This window comes from Microbulbifer maximicatervae (SeqCode) (genome assembly GCF_052467505.1).
The window spans coordinates 1257291-1279979 of sequence record NZ_CP174313.1 but is presented as its reverse complement, the minus strand read 5'-3'; the positions used below and the strand labels follow the sequence as shown (position 1 = coordinate 1279979).

General features: G+C 49.1%; 17 protein-coding genes. 2 read left to right on the top strand and 15 right to left on the bottom strand.

The annotated features are described in order from the left end of the window. Positions 1-204: 204 nt before the first annotated feature. Both ACJJIN_RS05755 and ACJJIN_RS05750 read right to left on the bottom strand, forming a co-directional pair. Complete coding sequence (locus ACJJIN_RS05755; RefSeq protein WP_444897249.1) at positions 205-3387, bottom strand: efflux RND transporter permease subunit; 3183 nt, start codon at positions 3385-3387, stop codon at positions 205-207. Between the two features lie 11 nt (positions 3388-3398). Beyond that, complete coding sequence (locus ACJJIN_RS05750) at positions 3399-4583, bottom strand: efflux RND transporter periplasmic adaptor subunit (protein WP_444897248.1); 1185 nt, start codon at positions 4581-4583, stop codon at positions 3399-3401. A 271-nt stretch (positions 4584-4854) separates the two neighbouring features. Between ACJJIN_RS05750 and ACJJIN_RS05745 the strand changes: the two genes are divergently transcribed. Then, positions 4855-5517, top strand: coding sequence for a TetR family transcriptional regulator (locus tag ACJJIN_RS05745; RefSeq protein WP_444897247.1), 663 nt, complete (start codon positions 4855-4857; stop codon positions 5515-5517). Positions 5518-5696: 179 nt separating this feature from the next. Here ACJJIN_RS05745 and ACJJIN_RS05740 read toward each other — a convergent pair whose 3' ends face one another. The 12 genes from ACJJIN_RS05740 to ACJJIN_RS05685 form a co-directional block, all read right to left on the bottom strand. Next, positions 5697-6797: a SagB/ThcOx family dehydrogenase gene (locus tag ACJJIN_RS05740; protein ID WP_444897246.1), complete on the bottom strand. Its 1101-nt coding sequence runs from the start codon at positions 6795-6797 to the stop codon at positions 5697-5699. A gap of 422 nt (positions 6798-7219) precedes the next feature. Further along, positions 7220-9889 (bottom strand): TonB-dependent receptor, encoded by a 2670-nt coding sequence (locus ACJJIN_RS05735; RefSeq protein ID WP_444897245.1) that lies wholly within the window; start codon positions 9887-9889, stop codon positions 7220-7222. Positions 9890-10135: 246 nt separating this feature from the next. Then, on the bottom strand, positions 10136-10831 hold the full coding sequence (locus ACJJIN_RS05730; RefSeq protein ID WP_444897244.1) for a gluconate 2-dehydrogenase subunit 3 family protein: 696 nt from the start codon (positions 10829-10831) through the stop codon (positions 10136-10138). Position 10832: 1 nt separating this feature from the next. Then, the gene (locus ACJJIN_RS05725) at positions 10833-12629 is read right to left on the bottom strand and encodes a GMC oxidoreductase (protein WP_444897243.1); all 1797 of its coding nucleotides are present in this window, start codon (positions 12627-12629) and stop codon (positions 10833-10835) included. Positions 12630-12882: 253 nt separating this feature from the next. Then, the gene (locus ACJJIN_RS05720) at positions 12883-13794 is read right to left on the bottom strand and encodes a sugar phosphate isomerase/epimerase family protein (RefSeq protein WP_444897242.1); all 912 of its coding nucleotides are present in this window, start codon (positions 13792-13794) and stop codon (positions 12883-12885) included. Beyond that, on the bottom strand, positions 13791-14009 hold the full coding sequence (locus tag ACJJIN_RS05715) for a twin-arginine translocase TatA/TatE family subunit (protein WP_108733294.1): 219 nt from the start codon (positions 14007-14009) through the stop codon (positions 13791-13793). The genes ACJJIN_RS05720 and ACJJIN_RS05715 overlap by 4 nt, the downstream gene beginning before the upstream one ends. A gap of 3 nt (positions 14010-14012) precedes the next feature. Continuing rightward, a complete protein-coding gene (locus tag ACJJIN_RS05710) occupies positions 14013-14723 on the bottom strand; it encodes a 3-keto-disaccharide hydrolase (protein ID WP_444897241.1) in 711 nt (236 codons plus the stop codon). Between the two features lie 70 nt (positions 14724-14793). Then, positions 14794-15801 (bottom strand): LacI family DNA-binding transcriptional regulator, encoded by a 1008-nt coding sequence (locus ACJJIN_RS05705; protein WP_444897240.1) that lies wholly within the window; start codon positions 15799-15801, stop codon positions 14794-14796. A gap of 56 nt (positions 15802-15857) precedes the next feature. Continuing rightward, positions 15858-17180, bottom strand: a complete 1323-nt coding sequence (locus tag ACJJIN_RS05700) for an MFS transporter (protein ID WP_444897239.1) — start codon at positions 17178-17180, stop codon at positions 15858-15860. Between the two features lie 79 nt (positions 17181-17259). Next, the gene (locus tag ACJJIN_RS05695) at positions 17260-18321 is read right to left on the bottom strand and encodes a sugar phosphate isomerase/epimerase family protein (protein WP_444897238.1); all 1062 of its coding nucleotides are present in this window, start codon (positions 18319-18321) and stop codon (positions 17260-17262) included. 198 nt (positions 18322-18519) lie between these two features. Further along, entirely contained in the window at positions 18520-19689 is a 1170-nt protein-coding gene (locus ACJJIN_RS05690) for a Gfo/Idh/MocA family protein (RefSeq protein ID WP_444897237.1), read from the bottom strand. 251 nt (positions 19690-19940) lie between these two features. Further along, positions 19941-21200: an FAD-dependent oxidoreductase gene (locus tag ACJJIN_RS05685; protein WP_444897236.1), complete on the bottom strand. Its 1260-nt coding sequence runs from the start codon at positions 21198-21200 to the stop codon at positions 19941-19943. A 217-nt stretch (positions 21201-21417) separates the two neighbouring features. Between ACJJIN_RS05685 and ACJJIN_RS05680 the strand changes: the two genes are divergently transcribed. Then, entirely contained in the window at positions 21418-21954 is a 537-nt protein-coding gene (locus ACJJIN_RS05680) for a lipocalin family protein (RefSeq protein WP_444897235.1), read from the top strand. Positions 21955-22119: 165 nt separating this feature from the next. Here ACJJIN_RS05680 and ACJJIN_RS05675 read toward each other — a convergent pair whose 3' ends face one another. Next, positions 22120-22677 carry a thioredoxin family protein gene (locus ACJJIN_RS05675; protein ID WP_413665727.1) on the bottom strand — a complete coding sequence of 186 codons (558 nt, stop codon included), beginning with the start codon at positions 22675-22677 and terminating at the stop codon, positions 22120-22122. Positions 22678-22689: the final 12 nt, after the last annotated feature.

The window sequence follows — 22689 nt, the reverse complement described above, 5'->3', positions numbered from 1 at the left end:
ATCATTGCTAGTGCTTCATTACTTCAGCGAATAATTTAAAACGATCACATGTTGGCTGAGCTGGAACTAAAGAGGTTCACTTTGTATCTTGAGACTGGCAGTAGCACCCTATTCAGGGATCTTGTGACTTATGGGGGGCCAGAAAGTAAAAAGCCAGGCCCATTAACCTGACCTGGCTTTATTTACTTTATAGTTAAAGCTCTGTTAAAACGCTTCGGCCGCTTCTGCTCTCTCATTTTTTTCTGACGAAATGTCTTGTTTAGCCAGCTCCACTTCCTGCTTATGCACTCTCTTGCCAAACAACCGCTGCACCACAACAAAGAACAGTGGGATAAAGAAGATTCCCAGTAGAGTTCCAACAATCATGCCGCCGAACACACCGGTACCGATTGCCCTTTGGGCACCTGAGCCAGCTCCGGTTGCTATGGCTAAGGGCAACACCCCCAAACCAAAAGCGAGAGATGTCATTAAGATCGGACGCAACCTGTCCCGTACAGCTCGCATCGTAGCATCCACCAACTCCATACCGTCTTCCAAATTCTGTTTGGCAAACTCCACAATCAGGATGGCGTTTTTACTGGTTAGCCCCACTGTAGTCAGCATCGCCACTTGGAAGTAAATGTCGCGCTCCATGCCCCTTAGGCTATTGGCCAGTACTGCACCCAGGATTCCCAAAGGAGCCATCAATAGTACTGCTGTCGGTACGGTCCAGCTTTCATAGAGAGCAGCCAAACACAAGAACACGATCAAAAGGGACAAGGTATACAGCAATGGGGTTTGTGCTCCAGCAGAGCGCTCTTGATATGAGAGACCGCTCCACTCTATGCCAATACCAGCGGGCAGCTGTGCTACTAGGCGCTCAACCTCTTCCATTGCCTCACCAGAACTGACTCCGGGGGCAGCCTGCCCGTTAACCTGCATGGAGGGAACGCCGTTATAGCGCTCCAAGCGGGGGGAGCCGTACTCCCAGCCAAAGCTGGCAAAGGAAGATAGCGGTACCATATCGCCTTGATCGTTACGCACTGACCACAATTGGAAGTCTTCCGGGACCATTCTAAAAGGAGCATCAGCCTGCATATACACGCGCTTTACTCGTCCGCGATCGATAAAGTCATCAATATAAGAGCCACCCCAAGCCGTACTCAAAGCGCTATTGATATCATCAATAGAAAGACCGAGCGCTGCTGCTTTCGCATTATCAATTTTCACACGAAATTGCGGAGTATCCTCCTGGCCATTGGGGCGAACATTCGCCAGAAGTTCACTTTGTCCGGCCATTCCCAGAAACTGGTTCCTGGCTGCAGTTAATGCCTCATGGCCCAAACTGCCGTTGTCCTGAAGGTAGAAGTTGAAACCACCAGAAGAACCCAACTCAGGGAGTGGCGGAGGTGCAAAAGCGAAAGCCATCGCATCTTTAATTTGCATCAGGGCGCCCATCGCGCGCATAGCGACCGAAACGGTGCTTTGCGTTTCCTCTTCCCGCTGGGACCAATCTTCCATATTGACGAAAACAATACCGGTATTCTGTCCGCTACCGGCAAAACTAAAGCCTTGCACGGAATATACAGACTTAACGGTGCCCTGTTCGTTATCCAGAAATTGGTCTTCCACTTTCTTTATGGAGCCCATAGTACGCTCCTGGGTTGCGCCCACCGGCGCCTGCACCATAGAAAAGAGCACGCCTTGGTCCTCATCCGGCAGGAAAGAGCTCGGTAGACGCAGAAACAGAAAGGCCATTGCGGCGGAGAGCACTGCAAACAACAACAGAAATCGGCCGCTGCGTTTAAGAATACCTTGCACCCCGGTCTGGTAACGCTGACTACCCTTTTCAAAGTTTCGGTTGAACCAACCAAAAAATCCTTTTTCTCCGTGACTCTCACCCTTAGAAATCGGTTTGAGCAAGGTTGCACACAGCGCTGGTGTCAAGATAATCGCCACCAACACTGACAGCGTCATAGCTGCAACAATGGTAGCGGAGAACTGACGATAGATCACACCGGTAGCACCATCCATAAATGCCATAGGTACAAACACTGCCGATAGCACCACGCCAATTCCGATCAGAGCCGCAGTAATCTGCCGCATCGACTTCTTGGTAGCCTCTTTCGGTGATAGCCCTTCCTCCTGCATCACGCGCTCGACATTCTCCACTACTACGATGGCGTCATCTACGAGGAGGCCGATAGCAAGCACCATGGCAAACATAGTGAGCATATTCACCGAAAAGCCCAGCGCAGCCAGTACGGCAAAAGTGCCCATCAACACTACTGGCACTGCAATCGTTGGGATTAAAGTGGCGCGGAAATTCTGGAGGAATAAGTACATCACCAGGAATACCAACACGATCGCCTCAATCAAGGTACTGATAACCCCCTTAATCGAGACCTCGACAAATGGCGTCGTATCAAATGGAACTACCGAAGTGAGGCCACGCGGGAAGTAAACTTCCAGCTCCTTCAGCTTGGACTTTACTGCATCCGCAGTTTCTAAAGCATTAGCCCCGGTCGCCAAGCTAATAGCGATACCTGAAGCGGGCTGACGGTTATAGCGGGAAATGAACTCATAGCTCTCAGCTCCCAGCTCAACACGGGCAATATCTCCAAGCCGAAGCAGAGAACCGTCCCCATTGGCTCGGACGATAATATCTCTGAACTGCTCAGGGGTTTGCAAGCGTCCCTGGGAAGTAATCGCTGCATTCAACTGCTGTCCCGGGATTGCTGGCGCAGCGCCAAGGCTCCCCACTGTAACCTGAGCATTTTGCGCTCGTACTGTGTCAGCGATATCACTAGGCGCGAGGCCATAAGTGTTGAGCTTATTGGGATCAAGCCAAATCCGCATGGCGTACTTGGAGCCAAACACTCGAACATTACCGACTCCCGGTACTCGACTTATCGGGTCAACGATGGCCGAGTTGATATAGTCTGCAATGTCATTGCGATTCATGCTGCCGTCTTCAGAAACAAAACCGGCAACCATCATGAAGCCGCCCCGAGACTTACTAACATTCACACCTTGCAGCTGAACTTCCTGGGGTAACAGCGGCATTGCCAGTTGTACTTTGTTTTGTACCTGGACCTGGGCCGTGTCTGGATCAGTTCCATTCTCGAAGGTCAGTGAAATGGAAACGCCGCCATTAGACTGACTGGTGGCAGACATATAAAGGAGGCCATCCAGCCCCTTCATATTACGCTCAAGAATTTGGGTCACCGAGTCCTCAACCACCTTGGCTGAAGCCCCTGGATAATTTGCTTCAATATTCACCGATGGAGGGGCAATATCCGGGTAGCGCTCTACTGCTAACTTGCCGATGGATAGTACACCTGCCAGCATCGTGATAATTGCCAGCACCCAGGCAAAGATGGGCCGATTGATAAAAAAACTTGCCATAACCCCTACCCTTAAGACCCCTGCTGTGCAGGCGCTTCGCCAGCCTGTTGATCACCTTCAGCCGCCGGCAGCTGCTCATTTTCGCGCTCGCTGGCCTGTACCGGGGCTCCCGGGCGAATTTTCTGAAGCCCGGCGACTACGACCCGGTCCCCGGCCTCGAGCCCATCTTCCACTAGCCAGCGATTGCCAATCGTACGACTAACCCGCACAGATCGCTGGGCAACCACATTTTCCTCATTAACAACCATGGCTGAGGTATTGCCTTTAGGGTCCCGCGCAATTCCTTGCTGAGGTACCAGAATTGCGTCTTTACGGGCACCACTACCGACAATTGCGCGTACATACATACCCGGCAACAGCATGGTATCCGGGTTTGGAACAACTACTCGCAACAACACACTGCCCGTTGAGGGGTTGACACTGGCTTCGGCAAACTCCAGCTTGCCCTGGTGTTCAAATTCGCTGCCATCTTCTAATAGGATTGTCACAGGTAGATGAGTGGCGTCGGCCAATGTGCCCGCTTGAAGCGCTCGGCGGAGGCTAACAAGCTCAGCTGCCGACTGGGTAACCTCAACATAGATCGGATCTAGTTGCTGCACAGTAGCCAAAGTTCCGGCTTGATTGGCCGTTACCAGAGCACCTTGAGTAACTGTAGATTTGCCAATTCGGCCTGTAATCGGAGAGGTGACCCTTGCATATTCCAACTGGATTTCCGCCCTGTGCAGCTCCGCCTGAGCTGCGGCTACATCGGCTCGGGCCTCCTGAAGATCGGCTTCCGCAGCATCATTTTCCTGCGTGCTAACAGCACCATTACCCACCAGGTTCGCAGTACGCTCGGCTTTGAGGCGAGCGATGTTCATAGCCGCCTTTGCGCCTTGCAAACTTGCCCTAGCACTATCGACGTCAGCACGATAAAGAGCGTCATCTAGCTGGTAAAGTGGCTGATTTGCACTAACTTGGCCACCTTCACGGAACAACTGGCGTTTTATGATGCCATTAACCTGCGGACGAACCTCAGCCACTTTAAAGGGGGAAGTCCGCCCCGGCAGCTCCCTGGTAAGAGTGACGGATTCCGGCTGAAGTGTGACTACGGTCACTTGGGGGGCCATTCCCGGTGGAGCCGAAGCTTCCTCGTTACACCCCGCCAACAATGCGGAAGCGACCAAAAGGCTGGTGAGAGCTCGGGCTTTTAACATGGTTACCTCTAAAAATGACTGCGCGGACAAAATATTGGCAGTTAGCGGAATTTTTAAGTGACAAGGAAATCTGAGCAAAGTAGCGTGGCATTTTAGGAGTACGTAGGAAACAGGATCAACTGTTCATAATCGTGCAATTTTCATCTAACATGCACTTTCATCCAGTATATTCAAGGGTTTGCACACAAAACCCCTTTGCACACTTGCGGTTAAACGCTGCAAAAATGAGCCAGAGTGAACTAATAATTGATTAAAGAAGCCGCTGTTCCTTATGACCAAACGCAGAGATGAGCAAATTTTGACCACCCGTGAGCGTATATTAAACGCCGCGCTCAATGTGTTTCATGAATATGGAGTGTGTCGCCCTTCCCTTTCCGAAGTCGCAAAGCTGGCTGGAGTTAGTTGCGGTGCTGTTGCCAACCACTTTCACAGCAAAACCGGTTTGCTGCTCGCTCTGACAGAGCGCATGGTACTACCCGGCGAACAACTTTGTAATAACGCCGGCGAGCAACTCAACGCCAATCCCCTCGGTACACTGCGAACCCGCTGGGTGTGGCTGTTTCAGGAAATTGCTTGTAACCCAGAGTGGCAGCAGGTACTTGAGATTATCTTCCATCCCTGTGAAGAAAAGGTTACCGAGAACAATGAAGCCCACTTGCGTATGAAGCAAGGGCGCACCCGCGGGCTTGAGCGAATGGCACAACTGATTGCCCTCGCAGTATCCGAGCGCCAACTGCCCGAAGATCTTGATACAGACCTCGCGATGCAGATGTTACACGGTGGCCTGTTCGGTGTGATTGAAACTTGGCTCTTATCCTCAAGAATTGAAGATATCGGCGAACTCGGTGAACGCTATATCGACTCTCTAATCGATATGATCCGCTTCTCCCCCACCATGCGCTTAAGTTCACGGTTGGTCCACACCCTGCACTAACGCACCTTATCCTTATCTACTTCGGTGGGGCATACTGCTTTGCAGTTTTCACCTCACCATAAGTACCTTTTCTCTTTTATGCTCATTGGAAGTCCCAAACTGGTTATTTTGGCCCTAAAATCATCGATTACCGCAATGTCAAACTTCTTTTTTCAGGCAAAACATTTAACTATTACTCATTAATCCAATTTTGTTGAATCAGAAGGCAAGTACTCTACCGGGAAACAGGCATGCTCTCCTTCCCCAATAGCCATAAAAAAGACCATGGCGCTATCCTTATCCAGCTTCAATAGGCTCTCAAACTCTTCATCATAAAAAGCGCCGGCTATAAACACGTCTTGTTTTAGGGAATGAGCGTAGAGAAATATATTCTCAGATAAATGACCCGCTTCAAGGTAAGCCATCCGATAGATACGAGAATGACGATACTTAGACCAGAAACGATTAAATTTGCAGACAAAGCAAATATTAACTGCGGCACCCTCGGCATAGGGTTGACCTACCAACAAACGACGTATCTTATCATGGCTAACAGCATCGCCGACTTTGGTTAATCCATGATCAATCGGATTATAGAGGTAAATACCGGGATCAATCCCCTGTACCGAGTGCACTATCAGGTATATATCTGTAGCTTGTAAGGCGCCGCCAGCAGGGCTGCTGCGAAAATATCCAAAATAATTTATTTTGTCTGAGTGGGCCTTATAAAACTTTTCAACAAACGGAGAAGTTCGAAATTTTACACAATGAAAGAGTATTTTTTCCAAAAGCTCACGTTTTAAAGTGGTACCCGGTACAAATTTTCGTGAAGAAAACCGGGTCCCAAACACAGACTCCAACTGATTGGTGGTAGGAAAGCTATTCAGTGGAATATCCACTTCTGGATAATTGTACTTGCCTTTAGCCTTTTCCGGCACCTGTTTACAGTAGTCAACATACTGCCCTACCCAAGATACCCTGGGATCTTCACTGTCCCCTTCTTTGTCCTCAGTTGAGGGCGGTAATGAAAGCTTGGTGCCATAATGGTAAAACCAAGATAGTACATCCCAACCCCATTGTTTCCGGGCTAGATCACCACTGATGAAGGCCCCATTACTTTGAAGGAAATCTGCTGCCTTTGTTTCTTCTGTCTGCACATCGGAGTAAAATTTATCCAGAATATTTATGAGGGTTTCTTTATCCAAAGCCCACTGATCGTGATGAACAACATCCCACAAGATGACTTCATTTTCACTGAAATAGAGAAAGAAATTATCTAATAAAGCAGAGCCTTTCATCATCGCTTAACCATCATATTTACTAGAAGTGGTAAGGGAACTAGAAAGGCAGAATCGCTGAATTCTAAATTAATCCTTATTAGACTTGAGTGAGATGTCCCTAAAATTCAAGGGCCATCTCACTTTTCATAAAAACTACCTTCTATTAACAGGTAGTGTAGACTGCGACAGCAACTCCCAGAGCATAGGGTGCTGTGTCTTCTATATATACTTTAAACATGACAAATCCCTCCATTCAAACTACTTTAAATTACTCCTCCACTTGAGTACTAGTATAAAATGCACACATTTCCTAGATTGAATTGATATATGAGAGCTAATAAAATACTCAATTGCGCCTAAACTGAGTACGCTGATATGAAATTAAAAATTTTCAGAAAGGTGCGGACACATCCCTGTGTCCGCGTGACTGAGTAGCAATGAGGTTAGAAACTATAAGTCAGCCCCATATAAGCTCGTCGGCCTGAATATGAGGAGCCCCAGACCCTGTTTTCCTCACCCCAATATCTATCCACCTTCTCTTCGGTAAGGTTGATTATTGAGGCGGTCAACGTCAGGTTATCCATCAAGCGATAAGATGCATTAACATCCAACTGATCGTATTCATCAGTGAAAGTGTTCATGCCATTGTGGAATCCGTCTGCATAGTCACTGCGATAATTGTAAGAAGCGCGAATGCTAAAGTCGATATTTTCATAGTAAAGGGATAGGTTGTACTGGTCCTTTGAAGTGCCGGCAATTTCTGTTTTGGTTTTGATACCTTCAGAGTCAATCTCAGCTAGCTCCGTATCTGTGAAGGTATAGTTTGCATAGACTCCAAAGCCATTATCAAAGGCATACTGAACAAACAGTTCTACACCTTGTGCGGTAGCATCAGTGCCATTGACCGGCATAGACATAGACACTGCCCGGGTAACACCATCGATATCCCTTGTCACCATAGAACTGCCGTTGATTACAAACGAAGCAATATCTTTTCTGAACAAGGTCAGTCCTGCAGCAGAGGCATCATCGAAATACCACTCCAGCCCCAAATCAAACTGATCAGCTTTATAAGGCTCCAATTCAGAGTTGCCTGCATACCCTTGACTGACTGTTGAGCCGGGCAAAGGAGCGTGGATCACTTCAGAACCACCGAGATTATCGTATTCCACTCTCGCTACGACTCTAGCGAGAGCTGCGCGCATAACCAGTTCATCGGAGATATCCCAAGCGATATTAGCACTAGGTAAAATATCAGTATTGCTGCTGTCACGAATATTGGGTTCGTCCTGTAACACCCCATCAATATAGTCGTAGGTGCTCGCATACTGCTTGGTCTGGACTGCTCGAATACCAAAGTTTCCGCGCAGGACTGCCGAGGCAAAATTCTGCTGTACATAAGCAGCCGTAATTTCCTCACCAACCCGGTAAACCTGATTTTTCTCGACGATTACCGTAGGGTCACCATAGGTTGCGTATAGAAACTCTTTTAACTTATCAAACTCCAGATAAGCGAAATTTGGCACATTCACACCGCCGATAATATTATCGAGAGGGCCGTTTGAAAGGATATCGATTGTGTCGGGCACACCATCGGGGTCAGTGTGGAATGAATCACTTGGCCACCAGGGGTAACAAGCTCCATCAACATCACCCCAGTTAATCGTTGGACAGGGAGGATTATCATCATCCCAGGATTGTTTGGTGATGCGGCGGTTTATCTCATGGTCCCGGTACTTAACCCCAACATCCAGGGAGGTAAGCCAGGCATAATCCATATCGATGGAAACGTCCAGCTGGTAGTAACTCTCCTCGTCCTCGCTGCTGGTCCAATGGGATGAGAACCAGTCATATAAAGGATAAGTGTTGGGATCTCCCAGATCTGCACTGGTATCAATTTCAGCAGTACCACTGCTGAGATCCCAGCTCCAATCGGTTGCAGTGCCATAACGGGAATTGACTGATGCAAACAATTTCTCAGAGGGGCCGCCCTCTGCACTGGTATTACCGACTACCAACCGAGCACTATATCCATCTCCCTCGTAACTGATATTGAAATCCAGCGTGTCCGAAACATATTCCGCTCGAGTGTAGTCACCAGCTACCTGTGGAGACTGTAACTCTGCCTGGCCCCGATCGAGCATACCAATGCCAAGAAGAGTATCACCATCTTCATCAAACTTGAGACTGCCCGGCGCTATTGCATCCCCGTAGTTCCACTCAGGAAATACGATACGATAATTCTCTGAGTTGCCGCCCAGCTCAAAGCGGAAATAATTGACACCAAATTCCAGCTGTTCTACCGGACGCCATTGGGCACTTAGCTGCATGCCATCCCGGGTCCGTTCCTCTTCCAATACACTACCGACAACGGCTCGCGGCGCATAGAAATCCCGGTATTCATTACCGTCGATATCCATCATCGGCCCCCTGGCCTCTACGCCAGCCTGGGGGGACTCATCTCCCTGCCAACCCCAGTTTTCTACCGAGGTGCTAATTACCCGGTTCTGACGATCCTGCTTTGAGTATCCAAACAATACGCCAAAGGTTTCCTGATCATTTTTCCATGAGTAAAAACCGGTGTACTGAGGTTCGTACTCCCCAGTAACATCAGCATAAGTACTCTCAATGGATAACATGCCCTCCCCGGAATCCAGGTCCAGTGGCTTGCGGGTGTGTAAAATTACAGTACCACCTATCCCACCTTCATCCAGTTTTGCTTCTGGACTTTTGTACACATCCGCTCGGGAGATCATCGCTGAAGGTAGCAATGCGTAGGAAAATGATCGGGATGGATCATCGCCGGGAGTGGCTATATAGTTTCCATTTAGCTGGGTAAAAGTGAGCTCAGGTGCAGTTCCTCGGATACTTACCTCGGCACCCTCGCCGCCGCTTCGAACGATGGATACTCCCGGAACCCTCTGCAAAGAGTCTGCAACATTCTTATCGGGGAATTTACCCATATCTTCAGCGGTGATTGAGTCTACCACCGCATTGGAAAAACGCTTTACATCGAGATTTTTCTCCATGCTCCGGCGAATACCCAATACCTCTACTTCCTCTAGCACCAGACTCTCTGTATCAGATTCACTGGTGCTCTGGGCATTTGCCATACCAACAACACTGCACAACACTAGAACACTTACAGACGTCCTCAATATATCTAGCTGGCGATTTGTATTTAAGGGTATCTCTCTCATTGCTCAAATTTCTCTTTTATTATTTTTTTCTAGCTTTCCGTTCACCCTAAAAGCCCGACATATCATTTGCCGGGCCACCGGAATATGCCCTACTCTTATCGATCCAATTCTGTCTCGATATTTTTATATGTGCGTATAGCGCTAAAGCAAAAAGCGTTTTTAGCTATCCAAGCCAAGTCGCTTGAGAACTTCAGGGGGCGCTCCAGGGAAACTCGCCATTGGTCGGTTACCCACATAACCGATATCCGCCATACCTTCCTCGGTGGTATAGAAAGCGGTGGACACGAGAACTCGAACTTTGGCAAAGAAACGAGCACCAGCCTGGAACTCTGGCTTTGCCGTGCGAGTCCACTTGATATCCTCACAGATGGCTACTTTTTGAGGCTCATTCAGATCGACAAAGGAACCTCCAAATCTGCGCTTGGACTCACCCTCCAGCCAAACAACTCCTCCCCGAATCGTGACAAGATCCGCTTTATTATTGGAATATGGGGCGCTGACATATTCGTTGATGTAGTGATGGGCACCTACTGAAGAGGCACTCGGAGAAGTTTCATCTGCGGGAATAATGACGTCGCAAAGTGCTGCCAATACCGCTAACTCACTCGTTTCAAGCTGCATCTCCCAAGGCACAACGGGATTAAGGAGATCCGGATCTGTCGGCGTGCCCCTGGCCAGGGTCTGCTTCGGGGCGTCCAGGTTCTTTACTACCGGTTCAGCCGCAGGCACCTCCTCTTTCACTACAACTTTTTGCGCTACTTTCTCAGAGCAGCCAATGACTGGAACTGCAGCAGCGGTGGTAGCAATCAAACGCAGGGCGTTGCGCCGACCCAGGTTGGTTTTTTCCTCGCTCATATCAGAAATTCCTCTTCTTGAACTGGTCCACGATGTAGTCGCAGGTGCGCCAGGCCAGCGCCATAATGGTCAGGGTTGGATTCTTATCAGCATTGGAGGCAAAGGGTGCGCCGTCAGTAAGGAAGAGATTCGGTACTTCCCAGGACTGGCAATAAGGATTAAGCACGGAATCTTTCGGATTTGAGCCCATGCGCGCCGTGCCGACTTCGTGAATAATCGCACCGCCGTTGATAATTGCCTTGGCACCGTCGGTTTGCACGGTAGAGGTGACCTTACCACCCATACCCTCAATGATTTCAGCAAAGGTTTTGTGCATGTGAGCGGCCTGGTTCAATTCCTGGTCACTCCATTTCCAATGGAACTTCAACACCGGGATGCCCCACTGATCTACCTGGTCCTTATCAATTTCACAGTAGCTGTCCTCGTTGGGAATCATTTCCCCGCGACCGTCAAACCACACAAAGGAGCCGTAGTAACGCCGGCAGGCTTCTTTCAAGTCTTTGCCATAAGCACCATTGGTAAAATCACCCATACCGCCGAAGGCACCTGCGCCCGGCATACTGCGACCACCGCCGAATTCAATGTGGTAGCCACGGGCGAAATCCAGGTCACCACGCAATTGTTCCTTGTACAACCACCAGGGCATATACATGTGCATCGCCGATGCGCCGTCCTCGTTGTGGGCAGGCATACTTTCCAAAGCGGGAATCTGCCCGCCGATACCAGCTCCCACTGTATCCATCAGGTATTTCCCTACGGCACCGCTGCCATTGGCGATACCATCGGGGAACAAAGTGCTTTTGGAATTAAGGAGAATGCGCGAAGTTTCAGCGGCACTGGCTGCAACAACCACAGCTCGGGCACTGGCAAATTTTTCCTGACGGGTATCTTTATCAATATAAATAACCCCGTTTGCCTTACCTTTTTTATCAACGGTAACTTCACGCACCATGGCATCAGTAATGATATCCAGGTTGCCCGTCGCTAATGCCGGTGGCAGTAGTACAGTCGTGGACTGGAAATTCGCCTTAATTGAGCAACCGCGCCCACAGGGCGTGGCCCAAAAACAGGCTGCGCGAGATTTCATTGATTCCCGGGTGACGTCCTGAGCCAATTTATTGTTTGGGAATAATTTCTGCGGAATATTTTCGTGATCCAGACGCTCACTGAGAATAGCCAGGTGAGAGGGAATTACAGGGATCCCCAGCCTATCGCACGCTTTTTTGGCCAGAAGTTCATAGGCACGGGGCTTCGGGGGTGGCAGCAGCACTCCTTCGGAGGAGTCAGGAGTGTTTTCTAACCCCTCGTTAGTACCATAGACACCAATGAGCATCTCGGTTTTATCGTAGTAGGGAGCGAGATCGCTGTAACTGATCGGCCAGTCAAAACCGAGTCCGTCCCTTGAGTAGGGTTTAAAATCATACTCACCCATTCGCAGGGAAATCCGTCCCCAGTGGTTCGTACGGCCACCCAGCATACGGGCACGCCACCAATCGAAACGGCGGCCTCTTTCCCTAGAGCCCTGAGTGTAAGGTTCACCAGGTACCTGCCAACCTCCATCAACCGTTGCATCATAGAAACCGAACGGCTTTTCCGGTGTGCTACCCCCACGCAAAGGCGCATCTTTTGGGAGATTAAACATCGGGGTTTCCTTGACTGGGTCATAGGATCTCCCCGCCTCCAGCAACAGAACCTTGAGCCCTGCAGTGGCTAGTACATAGGCAGCCATACCGCCGCCAGCACCAGATCCAACAATCAGTGCGTCATACTCTTTCTTCTCGAAGTCATCATTCGGCATCGCCTCTCTCCTACTTCATCAATTATTTTTGTTTTATTCGTTTAATTTTAATTAACTTATAAGATAAATTTGTAACCGGTTACATTTTTTGTCAAAATTTTTTATCTATCCGTTACATCTAATGTCTGACTTATGCTTTTTTTAACCAAGGAGATTAATTTTTATGAACATTTTTAACGAGCCTAGAAATCCCTAAATATTATGATCAAAAAACGCAAGTAACCGGTTACATTTTTAATCAAATAATTATTACTTACTCACTATATAGTTCACCCTGGCGCGACAAGCGCAGCAAAAGCTCTTTCGTTGCTTTGATCCCCCAGTCTTCATCGCCAGCGCCTTCATACTCAATGCCGATATACCCCTTGTAACCCGCCTTTTGAATTATCCGCAGCATCCGGGCAAAATCCGTATTGGTCTCATTTCCCTGCTTATCAAATGAAAAACTCTTTGCGCTGATTCCGCGGGCAAAGAGCATCAACTGCTCTACTCCCAAGTAGCGGTCGTAGTCACCAAAGTTTCCAAAGTCTGGCAAACTTCCACAGTTCGGCATATCCACTGACTGTAATAATTGGGATAGCCAAAGCCCGTTTGAGGAATAGCCACCGTGGTTCTCCACCACGATATTGATGTCGAAATCCAAGGCAAACTCTGAGAGAGCTCGCAGCCCATCTCTACAAGCAGAACTAACCTCCCTGCTACTACCCTGTCCGCCAGCATTCACCCTGATAGAGTGGCAACCCAAATATTTGGCCGCTTCAACCCACTGGAAATGATTTTCTACCGCTTGTTGTCTTTCGCCAGCATTTGGGTTGCCAAGATCACCTTCTGCATCAACCATAATCAAAAGGCTTTTAACCCCGTGATCTATTGCACGCACTTTCAACGCTGAAAGAAAATTCTGATCCCTGGCCTTATCAGCAAAAAACTGATTGACATACTCTACCGCGTCAATTGCAAATGCCTTTCTTGCCTTAATAGGGAAATCCAATACCTTGAGAGTGCCACTTCGCAATTGCCGATGCAGGGACCATTGGGCCAGGGAAATTTTCACAGGGCCACCCGGGGTATTGGTCATGATTCGCCCACTATTGCCAAACAAGGGTGCGGTAAAAGCAGCTGCAGCCAAGCCGGCACCAACCTGTAGCAAATTTCTACGCTTCATTCCCGCTCCCCAGCTTGGAGTAGATTGCCAGACAAGTTACCTGGGGAATCTTCTCTAGTGCCATCCTTATCGCTTTGATGCAATGAGCGGCGGAAACCACTAATCGCTCCTCCAAGGTCTTCTCCCAGACGGCGGATCTTGCCACTACCAAATAGTAGAACCGCTAACACAAGAACAATAAGTACCTGCCAAATACCCACGCCTGAAATACCCATGATTTACAGCTCCCGAATTCTGATATTGCGGTACCACACTTTGTCGCCGTGGTCTTGTAAAGCAATAAAGCCGCTCTCACTACGGGCAAAATCGGGGTAAGAGGAAAACTTACTGTTGGCAAGACGTGTATCCCAATCTTCAGACCAGAGTTCATAGCTGACAATCATGCTTCCATTCAGCCAATGTTCAACCCGACCATTCTCCACTCGAATACGCGTTTTATTGAATTCTCCTGCCGGCTTTACCTCATCCTCGCTGGGTGCATACAAGTCGAAGACTGATCCTGCGCTGTGGCTCAGTTTTTCCAGTTCGGGAAAAGCACTGTTATCAAGTACCTGGTATTCCATACCTGACATCCAGACTGGTGCATTGCCACCAGCTACCCGATAAATAATGCCGCTGTTGCCGCCTTCAGATATCTTCCATTCCAGTTCCAGCTCAAAATCAGAAAACTTCTCTGCAGTGACGATATCCCCCGCTCCACCAGCAGTGAGCACCAGGTTGCCATCAACGACCTGCCAGGCCTCTCCTACATGAGAGCCATTGGCACCGGTCCAACCCTGCAACGTTTTACCGTCGAATAAATGCCTCCAGTCCTTATCTGCTTGTATACCGGACTTTTCCGGCATCCGTTCACAACCCCCTAGTGTGACTAGTAGTGCTGCAGAGGCCAGTAAAGACGTGCAAAATTTTGTCTCAGTGAATTTTTCCATCGTTGTTATCTCCACATGAATTGGTGTTTATCTAATCAGTTCGCCGTGATGGTTTTACATCCGTACTTTATTAATCCTGATAGCGGGCAGTACTTCCCCTTGCCACTAAATCAAAGGGCAAAATAGTTCGGCTCGCTTTTAACGGTTTTCCATCAATAATGCGGCGCAAGGTTTCCATCGCATATCTGCCCAGCTTCTCTGCGGGCTGGTCAATTGTTGTCAAGGGTGGGTCCGTAAATTGCGAAAACTCAATATTATCGAAGCCCGCCACCGACACATCCGCAGGCACCTGCAAACCCATTTCCTTCGCTTGATGAACAGCACCAATAGCCATTTCATCATTCATACAAAAAATGGCGGTAGGCGCACTGGCTAAAGAAAGCAGTTTTTTTGCACCCTCCGCACCAGACGGCATAGTGAATTCTCCGTTTACAACCAGGTCAGAATTCAATTCGAGACCGTGCCGTTGCATCTCCTCCTCAAAACCGGCCAGGCGATCACGCACAATCGGACTATTAAGTGGGCCTGTCACTATGCCGATCCGGCGGTGACCCAGCTCGATCAAATGGCGAGCCATGGCTTGCGCCGCGCCGGAATTATCCAGTTCAACAACCGGATAGCGGTCGTCTTCAGCAATGCGCTCACACGCATTTACCATTGGAATCGAAGCTGCCAAAGCTGCATCTTTCTCTGCAAATGGATAGCGGCTATCCAGTTGAATAAGCCCATCTGCCTGATTCGTCAGCGCCATTCCCGCATAGAACTGCTCATGAGCTGGTTCGCCCTTGGTATCTCCCAGCAATACGGAGTAGCCCTGGTCTTGAGCTGCCTTTTCTATCCCTCGGATAACTTTGGAAAAAAATGGATTGGCGATATTTGGGACCAGAACCATCACCGCAAATGATTTACCGGAACTAAAGTTTCTCGCCAACATGTTGGGCCGATAGCCGGCCTCTTCCACCGCTTTCAGCACCCGCTCCCTGGTCCGCGGAGAAACCATTTGCGGGTCTTTCAGGGCTCTGGACACGGTCGCGACGGAAACACCGGAGCGACGTGCAACTTCGCGAATGTTTGACATACTTTTCCGTTACTTTGTTGTTAGTAGTCGACTATTTTCGCACAAATGGAAAACGCCTACTGGTTGCCTACTACAGTGACACCTTGCACTTTGCTCGCTGCCTGCCTGCGATCCCAAAACCAGATAAACGCAAAAATCGGCAGCAAGATAAGGGGAACCACGGCCAGTGACTGGAATGATTCGATAGAGGCAGTCGCCAACACAGTGTCCAGCTCATCGCCCGTTAACTTTTCAAAGGCTTCCAAACCACCGGCAGCCTCAATCTTGGCGTTGTCGAAAATTTCTCCAAGTTTCGGCAGTACGAACTGAATAGACATTCCCCCAGCAAACCCCAGCAGCCCCAAAAACAGTGCGCCGCCGCGTACAAAACGCTCGGATACCGTAGCGAGCATGGTGGGCCACATATAGCAAACACCGATAGCCCAAACAGTCGCCGCCAGGAATGCAGTAACTGGAGTTCTTGCCATTCCCAGGCTATAAAGCCCTATTGCAGCAAGTAGACTGCTTAACCAAAGTAGTCCTGCAGGCGACAGTAACTTCGCAAGATGGCCGGCGAAATGGCGCATTACAAACATCACCATGCTCACATATACCAATAATAAGATCCCTTTCATTCCCACTACTCTTGAGAGTGTCAGGTCTACCCATTGCATGGGAGCGAGTTCCGATGCAGCTGTCAGCCACATGCAAACCCAAAGAAGAATAAACATTGGCTGCTTAAAGACTTCTCTAAACATCTCTCCGTAACTGATCCCAGTGGAAACCCGCTCAGTAACTGGGAACTTAGTCGTGATTACTAGTCGTGCCAGTACTATGGCAGGTATGAGTAATACAACTAAGTTGAGTTGCCAAGGCAGCGCGTATTTAGATATTGCCAGGCCAAGCAACCCCCCAACGACCATTCCCGCTGGCCACCAAGCATGCAATATATTTAAGCGGTGTGTTTTATTCTCTGGGTCGACAGCAGCAACCATTGGATTGCTGGCGGCTTCGACGGCCCCCCAACCTAACCCAGTAAGAAGCAACCCAATTAATACCAAATTCTCTACACCAGCACTTGGGGGTATCATTGAAGCAAAAATTATTAATAGGCTACCTAATACATAGCCAATTGAAGACAGTAGTAACATTCTCTTAATGCCAACTAAGTCTACTAGGGCACTGCCAAATAGAAGTGTGAATGCGAATCCAGCAAAAGTAATACCAATAGCTTCACCAAGCATAGCTGTGGAGTTCGCTAAATCGATATGATTGTAAATATCTTCTTGTAAGTTAGTGGCTATAACTGCCCTAACAGCTAAACCAAGACCAATCATAAAAATTGAGAGATTTCCCACCAGGAAAATTTTCTTATCCAGTGGTTCAATTTGGGTACTCATCAATCCAATCTCCGCATAATTTATTATTATTCATTACTCACTGACATCGGCTTCCAATTATTCATACTCGGAAGCTAAGCTACTCGAGCCCTAAAATCCTACGATTTCGAGCGCGATCTGTTTCAGCACCGGCAAAATCATCAAAAGCTTTGTCAGCCACGGTTATCAGGTGCTCCCGAATAAATGGCGCACCCTCGCTGGCCCCCTGCTGTTGATCCTTAATGCAACACTCCCATTCCAATACCGCCCAGCGATCGTAACCGCACTGGGTCAGTCGGCTAAAAATCCCACGAAAATCTACCTGGCCATCCCCCAGGGAGCGAAAGCGACCGGGGCGGTCAATCCAGGGGGCGTAACCGCCGTATACTCCAGCCCTTCCACTCGGGTGAAACTCCGCATCTTTCACATGGAAAGCCTTGATTCGCTCGTGATAGATATCGATAAAGGCCAGGTAATCCATTTGCTGTAAGAGCAAATGGCTCGGGTCATACAAGATGTTGGCTCTGGGGTGATCTTCCACCTCGTAAAGAAACCGCTCGAAGGTCAAGCCATCATGCAGGTCTTCACCAGGGTGCAGCTCATAGCAGACATCGACCCCCGCGCTGTCAAACGCATCCAATATTGGACGCCACAAACGGGCCAGCTCGCGAAAACCTTCTTCAACCAACATCGCTGGGCGCTGGGGCCAAGGATAAAAAGTGTGCCAGAGTAAAGCGCCGGAGAAAGTTGCATGGGATTTGAGCTTCAGGTTGGCACTGGCCCGGGCTGCAAGAACTAATTGATTGCTCGCCCACTCTGCACGGGCTTGCAAGTTTCCGCGTACTGCCTCTGGAGAAAAAATATCCAGCATTTCCTTATAGGCTGGGTGAGCTGCGACCAACTGCCCCTGCAAATGCGTAGACAATTCAGAAATCTGTACCCCAGCCTCCTCACAGATCCCCAGCACATCATCACAGTAAGCTTGGCTTTTACTGGCCAGCTCAAGATCGAAAATCCGCTTGTCCCAAGTGGGAACCTGGATGCCTTTGTACCCCAGGTCTGATGCCCAACGAGCCATAGATTCAAGCGATGCTGGCTGTTCGCTCGATGGGAGAAACTGGGCGAGAAAAATTCCGGGCCCCTGAATTCTGGGTGCCTTCATTTATTGTTATCCTTTTTACTGCTGTACTTATTAATTCTGCAACCAACCCTTTCCAAGCGATTGGTTTGCACCTTTTGAGAAAACTCTTCAAAAGGTAACTGGCCGCAGGCCGACACCGGCACCTCCCTGTGCCGTACTAGCTGTCGGACGCCCACCCTGCCAGAGATACCTAAATTCTGTGAGGTTGGACCTAGCCACTCACTTCCAATAAGGCGCCAGGGAAACCCATGAGGATTTTGCGCGACTACTCTCCAGCACACCGCGCACAAATGCCATCGCGCGAACACCTGCATCAATGTTGCCAACGGCAGGACTATTCTTTGAAACTAACCCCTTCCGGCGGCCTCGGACTTGACCAGCAAAATCGCGATAGATATTGGCGAAGGCCTCTATATAGCCCTCCGGGTGTCCTTGAGGTGTCCGGCAGAAAGACCTGACGTCTCCATCCAGATACTCACAATCCGCACCGGCTTTCAAAATCGCCACAGGCTGCCCCCTGCGCTTTACTTGCAATTGGTTTGGGGCTTCCTGCTCCCAAAACAGCGAACCGTCTTCACAGTAAACGCTGATATTCAGGTTGTTCCCCTCTCCTCCACAGACTTGACTGGCTGTAAGTGTTCCTCGGGCGCCCTGATCTAATTTAAATAGCGCTGCACCGTCATCATCCAACGCTCTTTCATCAACTACCGCTTGCACGTCTGCGCAGACTTCAGAGATATGCTGGCCAGTAAAAAACTCCACCAGATGATGAGCATGGGTGCCTATATCCGCAAAGCAGCCACTTTCTCCCGAACGTGCAGGATCTGTTCGCCAACTCGCCTGCTTACTTCCCGTGGAATCACCGGCTAGTGCCAGCCACCCCTGCGGATAGGCAACGGTAACTCGTCGAATAGACCCCAACTCTCTCCTGCCCAGGATTGCTCTCGCTTGCATAACCAGAGGGTAAGCAGCATAAGTGTGGGTCAAACCATAAAGGTGCCCGCTTTGCTCCACTTCCTTTTTAAGCTCAAGTGTTTCTTCCAAAGTGGAGGCGGCTGGCTTGTCGGAGAGGACATGGAATCCCGCCCGCAACGCAGCAATAGAAACGGGTAAATGGAGATGGTTGGGAGTTACTACAGATACAAATTCAACTCGATCATCAGCGCTGCGACGGGATTCCTCTTGGAACATCTGTTGATAGCTTTGGTAAATCCTGTCCGGGTGTAGCCCCAGCTTTTCACCAGCTTTACGACTGCGTTCGGAATCGCTACTAAAGCAGCCGGCGACTAGCTCTATCTCACCGTCGAGAGCTGCAGCCATTCGATGGATTGCACCAATAAAAGCACCCTCTCCACCACCAACCATGCCCATTCTTATTTTTTTAACCAAACCCCATCCCCTCGGGCCACTCAAAGAACCAGCTGAATGAACAGCCTACTTATTTTTTTCCGTGTTTTGTAAGCGGACGCGCTGTTTCCAGACTGCGGTTTTCGTAGCACTCCACTGCCTGAAACAGAATGTAACCGGTTACATTTCAATTTAAGATACAGAAAAAAAATGTCTTTGCAAGCGAAATACGTAGTTAATATCGCCTTATTGGACTCATAGACTGATGTCTCGACGCTGAAATACTAAGCAAATCACCTGATTGGCAAGCCCATTTTCTGGACAAACTCAGCCCAAGGGTGCCACTTCAGCTCGTCGCTTTGCCATTTATTACAAATAGCTTGATGACCAACTGACCGCGACAGCAAGCTACCTATCGCTTCAGGTTGAGGATGCCGAGGCTTAGCTTTTGAGCGTACCCATTTCCCGGCCTCCTTTGCAGCCTCCACGGCGAGACCCCAGTGATTCGGCCAAACCGCCAAGAAATTGGCTATATCAAAGCTGCGGATGTGGTATGGACGCGGATAGTTTAACTGCACAAGAGCATCCCCATCCGGCCCTGGAGCGTCAGTTTTCCAACCTGCGTAAACACCCCAATGGCAGCCGGCTGCCCAATCCTCAAACCCGGTCATACAATTTGCCAATCTATCCAGGGTATCCCGGATTAACGCCCTCTCTATGGGCGGGGCCACCCTCATATCAACCACACCAGAGCGAAATCTGGGGTGCTCTGGATTTAAGGTGAGTATCCAAAGTCCCTCTCCACTTTCCAGCGGGTGATATGCCACTACCATGTCCATCAGGAAGGCTGAGATTGGAGGGGTATTAGCCCCCTTAGCCAGCAACATATGTAGGGGCCGAACAACTTGGCTATCCCGCACACCTTGAGCTGGCACTCCAAGACTTTCGAGTATTGCTGCATTGCCCGCCCCGCATGCTGAGAGAACCAACTGGGGTTTTATTTGGTGGGAACTACCACCGATATCGGCAGAGACCTCAGTCACGCCACCACTATCTTTGTCGAATTTTCGGATACTCCCTTTCACCAACTTCTCGCTAACAGGAGCACTAAAACGACGATAGGCTTCAGCGCCGTCAAACATAAGGTCATCAGCAAATCGAAAGCACTGATGCGATGGCAAGCTAGTTGTTACCAGTGGAGCTGGTATCGGCACCTCTTCCACTGGAATACCCGCCGCAATCCAGTTGGGCTCGACAGTATCTAAAAATTCTCGGGGAAGCGCGGCATAGAAATCTGTTATGTGGCCATCAACACCATCGCTCTCCAGTTGTGTGCGCCAAAACTGTGCGGCCTTTAAGTAAGCCTTTGCCGCACTTGGGTGTGCCGCATTCCAGCCTGAGGAGAAATAGCCATGAAAGTGTAACGACTCAGCATCGTCTAACCCCTGGTCTATTGCCAGCACAGAAAATTCTGTTGATAGCTCACGCAACAATGAAATCGCTTGAATTCCGCCCCCTAATACCAGGACGTCTACGTCTACCGTTTTAGCCATGGTCAGCCTCAAACAAATCCTATCTATCACCACTTAGCAAAGGCTGGCCTTCTGTCAACTTCTAGGACCTCAGCTCATTCACCTAGGTGACACTTTTTTGAAATTCAGATTAAACACAGAACTTGGTTAATCCGTTCCAGTTATATCCCCGTAAAGAGATTGTCGCTTAGCTATGAAGCTGGCGGCGTAAAAAACTGCGAACACAAGGAGCGAGGAAATGATGAGCTTATTGAGAGGTATAGGGATTGTACTGTTTGCACTCAGTACGCAGGCCGTTCTGGCAGATGATGAACTGGAAACGGTTCCCTATGTCGATGTGAATCAGTATCTCGGCAAGTGGTATGAGATTGCCCGGCTACCGCAAATTTTCCAGCCGGCTTGTACTGCGGTAACAGCGGACTACGGCCTCAATGATGATGGATCTATCAGCGTTTTCAATTTTTGTCGAATCTTACACCCAAAATATGGGTTCCCTATCAGTATTCAGGGCACTGGAGTCCCCATTGATGAGACGAACAGTAAACTCGCTATCACCTTCTTTGAGGGTAAAGCTGCCGGCGACTACTGGATACTAGAGCTAGATCCTGGCTATCAGTGGTCACTCGTTGGTGATCCAGACCGCTCCAGCCTCTACCTGTTAAGCCGCACTCCCCAGCTGGATGAAGCTATTACAGACTATCTACTAGACCTGGCAGTTACAAAGCATGGTTATAACATTGACCACATCATCATGACCCGCCAGCTTACTGAGTAAATAAGAAAGCGGGTGTCACACTTCTGGCACCCGCCACTTAACAAACCACATTAACTTTTTATTAATTCTTTATAATCAATAGGTTAGCTCATTATATTAATGTGTTTTCTTATATTTTGTGTGCTTTATGTTCGCCAGAGCATTCCCGTCAGCTAACAACCCATATCAGTTATAGTTACCACTCCATTTAATAGAGCACCCCATACTTGGCAGCTGCTTTTCCGGCCCTGCCCCAGTCTCTGCGATCAACTTCATTGCATTGACCAGCTCCCTGGTTCGGCCAGCCGGATTTCCCATTCCCGCATCATCGATGCGGCCTCGATATTGGAGCTCTCCATCCTTATTCAGCCCGAAGAAGTCCGGTGTACATACCGCCTGGTAAGCTCTCCCTACGGACTGATCTTCATCAACCAAATAGGGGAAAGTAAACCCATGGTCTCGGGCAAACTTCGCCATATAAGGAGGACTGTCAATTTGGTAATCGCGATAATCGTTTGACATAACGGCCAGAACATTAATGCCCAGCCCTTGTAGCTCTCGCACATCCTCAGCTAAACGATTTGCAATCGCCTGAACATAGGGGCAGTGATTGCAGATAAATGCAATCAACAACCCCTTGCCTCCCAGATGGTCCGACATTCGAAAGCTCTTGCCGTCAGGGTCTTTCAAGGTAAAGTCTGGGGCTTTCCATCCGAAATCACATACTGGTGTATCTAGTAACATTGCCCGATCCTC

What these genes read in the sequence shown, in the direction of transcription:
- ACJJIN_RS05740 (WP_444897246.1), bottom strand. Translation starts at nt 6,797, where the DNA reads ATGATGAAAGGCTCTGCTTTATTAGATAATTTCTTTCTCTATTTCAGT.
- ACJJIN_RS05755 (WP_444897249.1), bottom strand. Translation starts at nt 3,387, where the DNA reads ATGGCAAGTTTTTTTATCAATCGGCCCATCTTTGCCTGGGTGCTGGCA.
- ACJJIN_RS05710 (WP_444897241.1), bottom strand. Translation starts at nt 14,723, where the DNA reads ATGGAAAAATTCACTGAGACAAAATTTTGCACGTCTTTACTGGCCTCT.
- ACJJIN_RS05715 (WP_108733294.1), bottom strand. Translation starts at nt 14,009, where the DNA reads ATGGGTATTTCAGGCGTGGGTATTTGGCAGGTACTTATTGTTCTTGTG.
- ACJJIN_RS05745 (WP_444897247.1), top strand. Translation starts at nt 4,855, where the DNA reads ATGACCAAACGCAGAGATGAGCAAATTTTGACCACCCGTGAGCGTATA.
- ACJJIN_RS05725 (WP_444897243.1), bottom strand. Translation starts at nt 12,629, where the DNA reads ATGCCGAATGATGACTTCGAGAAGAAAGAGTATGACGCACTGATTGTT.
- ACJJIN_RS05730 (WP_444897244.1), bottom strand. Translation starts at nt 10,831, where the DNA reads ATGAGCGAGGAAAAAACCAACCTGGGTCGGCGCAACGCCCTGCGTTTG.
- ACJJIN_RS05750 (WP_444897248.1), bottom strand. Translation starts at nt 4,583, where the DNA reads ATGTTAAAAGCCCGAGCTCTCACCAGCCTTTTGGTCGCTTCCGCATTG.
- ACJJIN_RS05720 (WP_444897242.1), bottom strand. Translation starts at nt 13,794, where the DNA reads ATGAAGCGTAGAAATTTGCTACAGGTTGGTGCCGGCTTGGCTGCAGCT.
- ACJJIN_RS05675 (WP_413665727.1), bottom strand. Translation starts at nt 22,677, where the DNA reads ATGTTACTAGATACACCAGTATGTGATTTCGGATGGAAAGCCCCAGAC.
- ACJJIN_RS05685 (WP_444897236.1), bottom strand. Translation starts at nt 21,200, where the DNA reads ATGGCTAAAACGGTAGACGTAGACGTCCTGGTATTAGGGGGCGGAATT.
- ACJJIN_RS05705 (WP_444897240.1), bottom strand. Translation starts at nt 15,801, where the DNA reads ATGTCAAACATTCGCGAAGTTGCACGTCGCTCCGGTGTTTCCGTCGCG.
- ACJJIN_RS05695 (WP_444897238.1), bottom strand. Translation starts at nt 18,321, where the DNA reads ATGAAGGCACCCAGAATTCAGGGGCCCGGAATTTTTCTCGCCCAGTTT.
- ACJJIN_RS05700 (WP_444897239.1), bottom strand. Translation starts at nt 17,180, where the DNA reads ATGAGTACCCAAATTGAACCACTGGATAAGAAAATTTTCCTGGTGGGA.
- ACJJIN_RS05680 (WP_444897235.1), top strand. Translation starts at nt 21,418, where the DNA reads ATGATGAGCTTATTGAGAGGTATAGGGATTGTACTGTTTGCACTCAGT.
- ACJJIN_RS05735 (WP_444897245.1), bottom strand. Translation starts at nt 9,889, where the DNA reads ATGGCAAATGCCCAGAGCACCAGTGAATCTGATACAGAGAGTCTGGTG.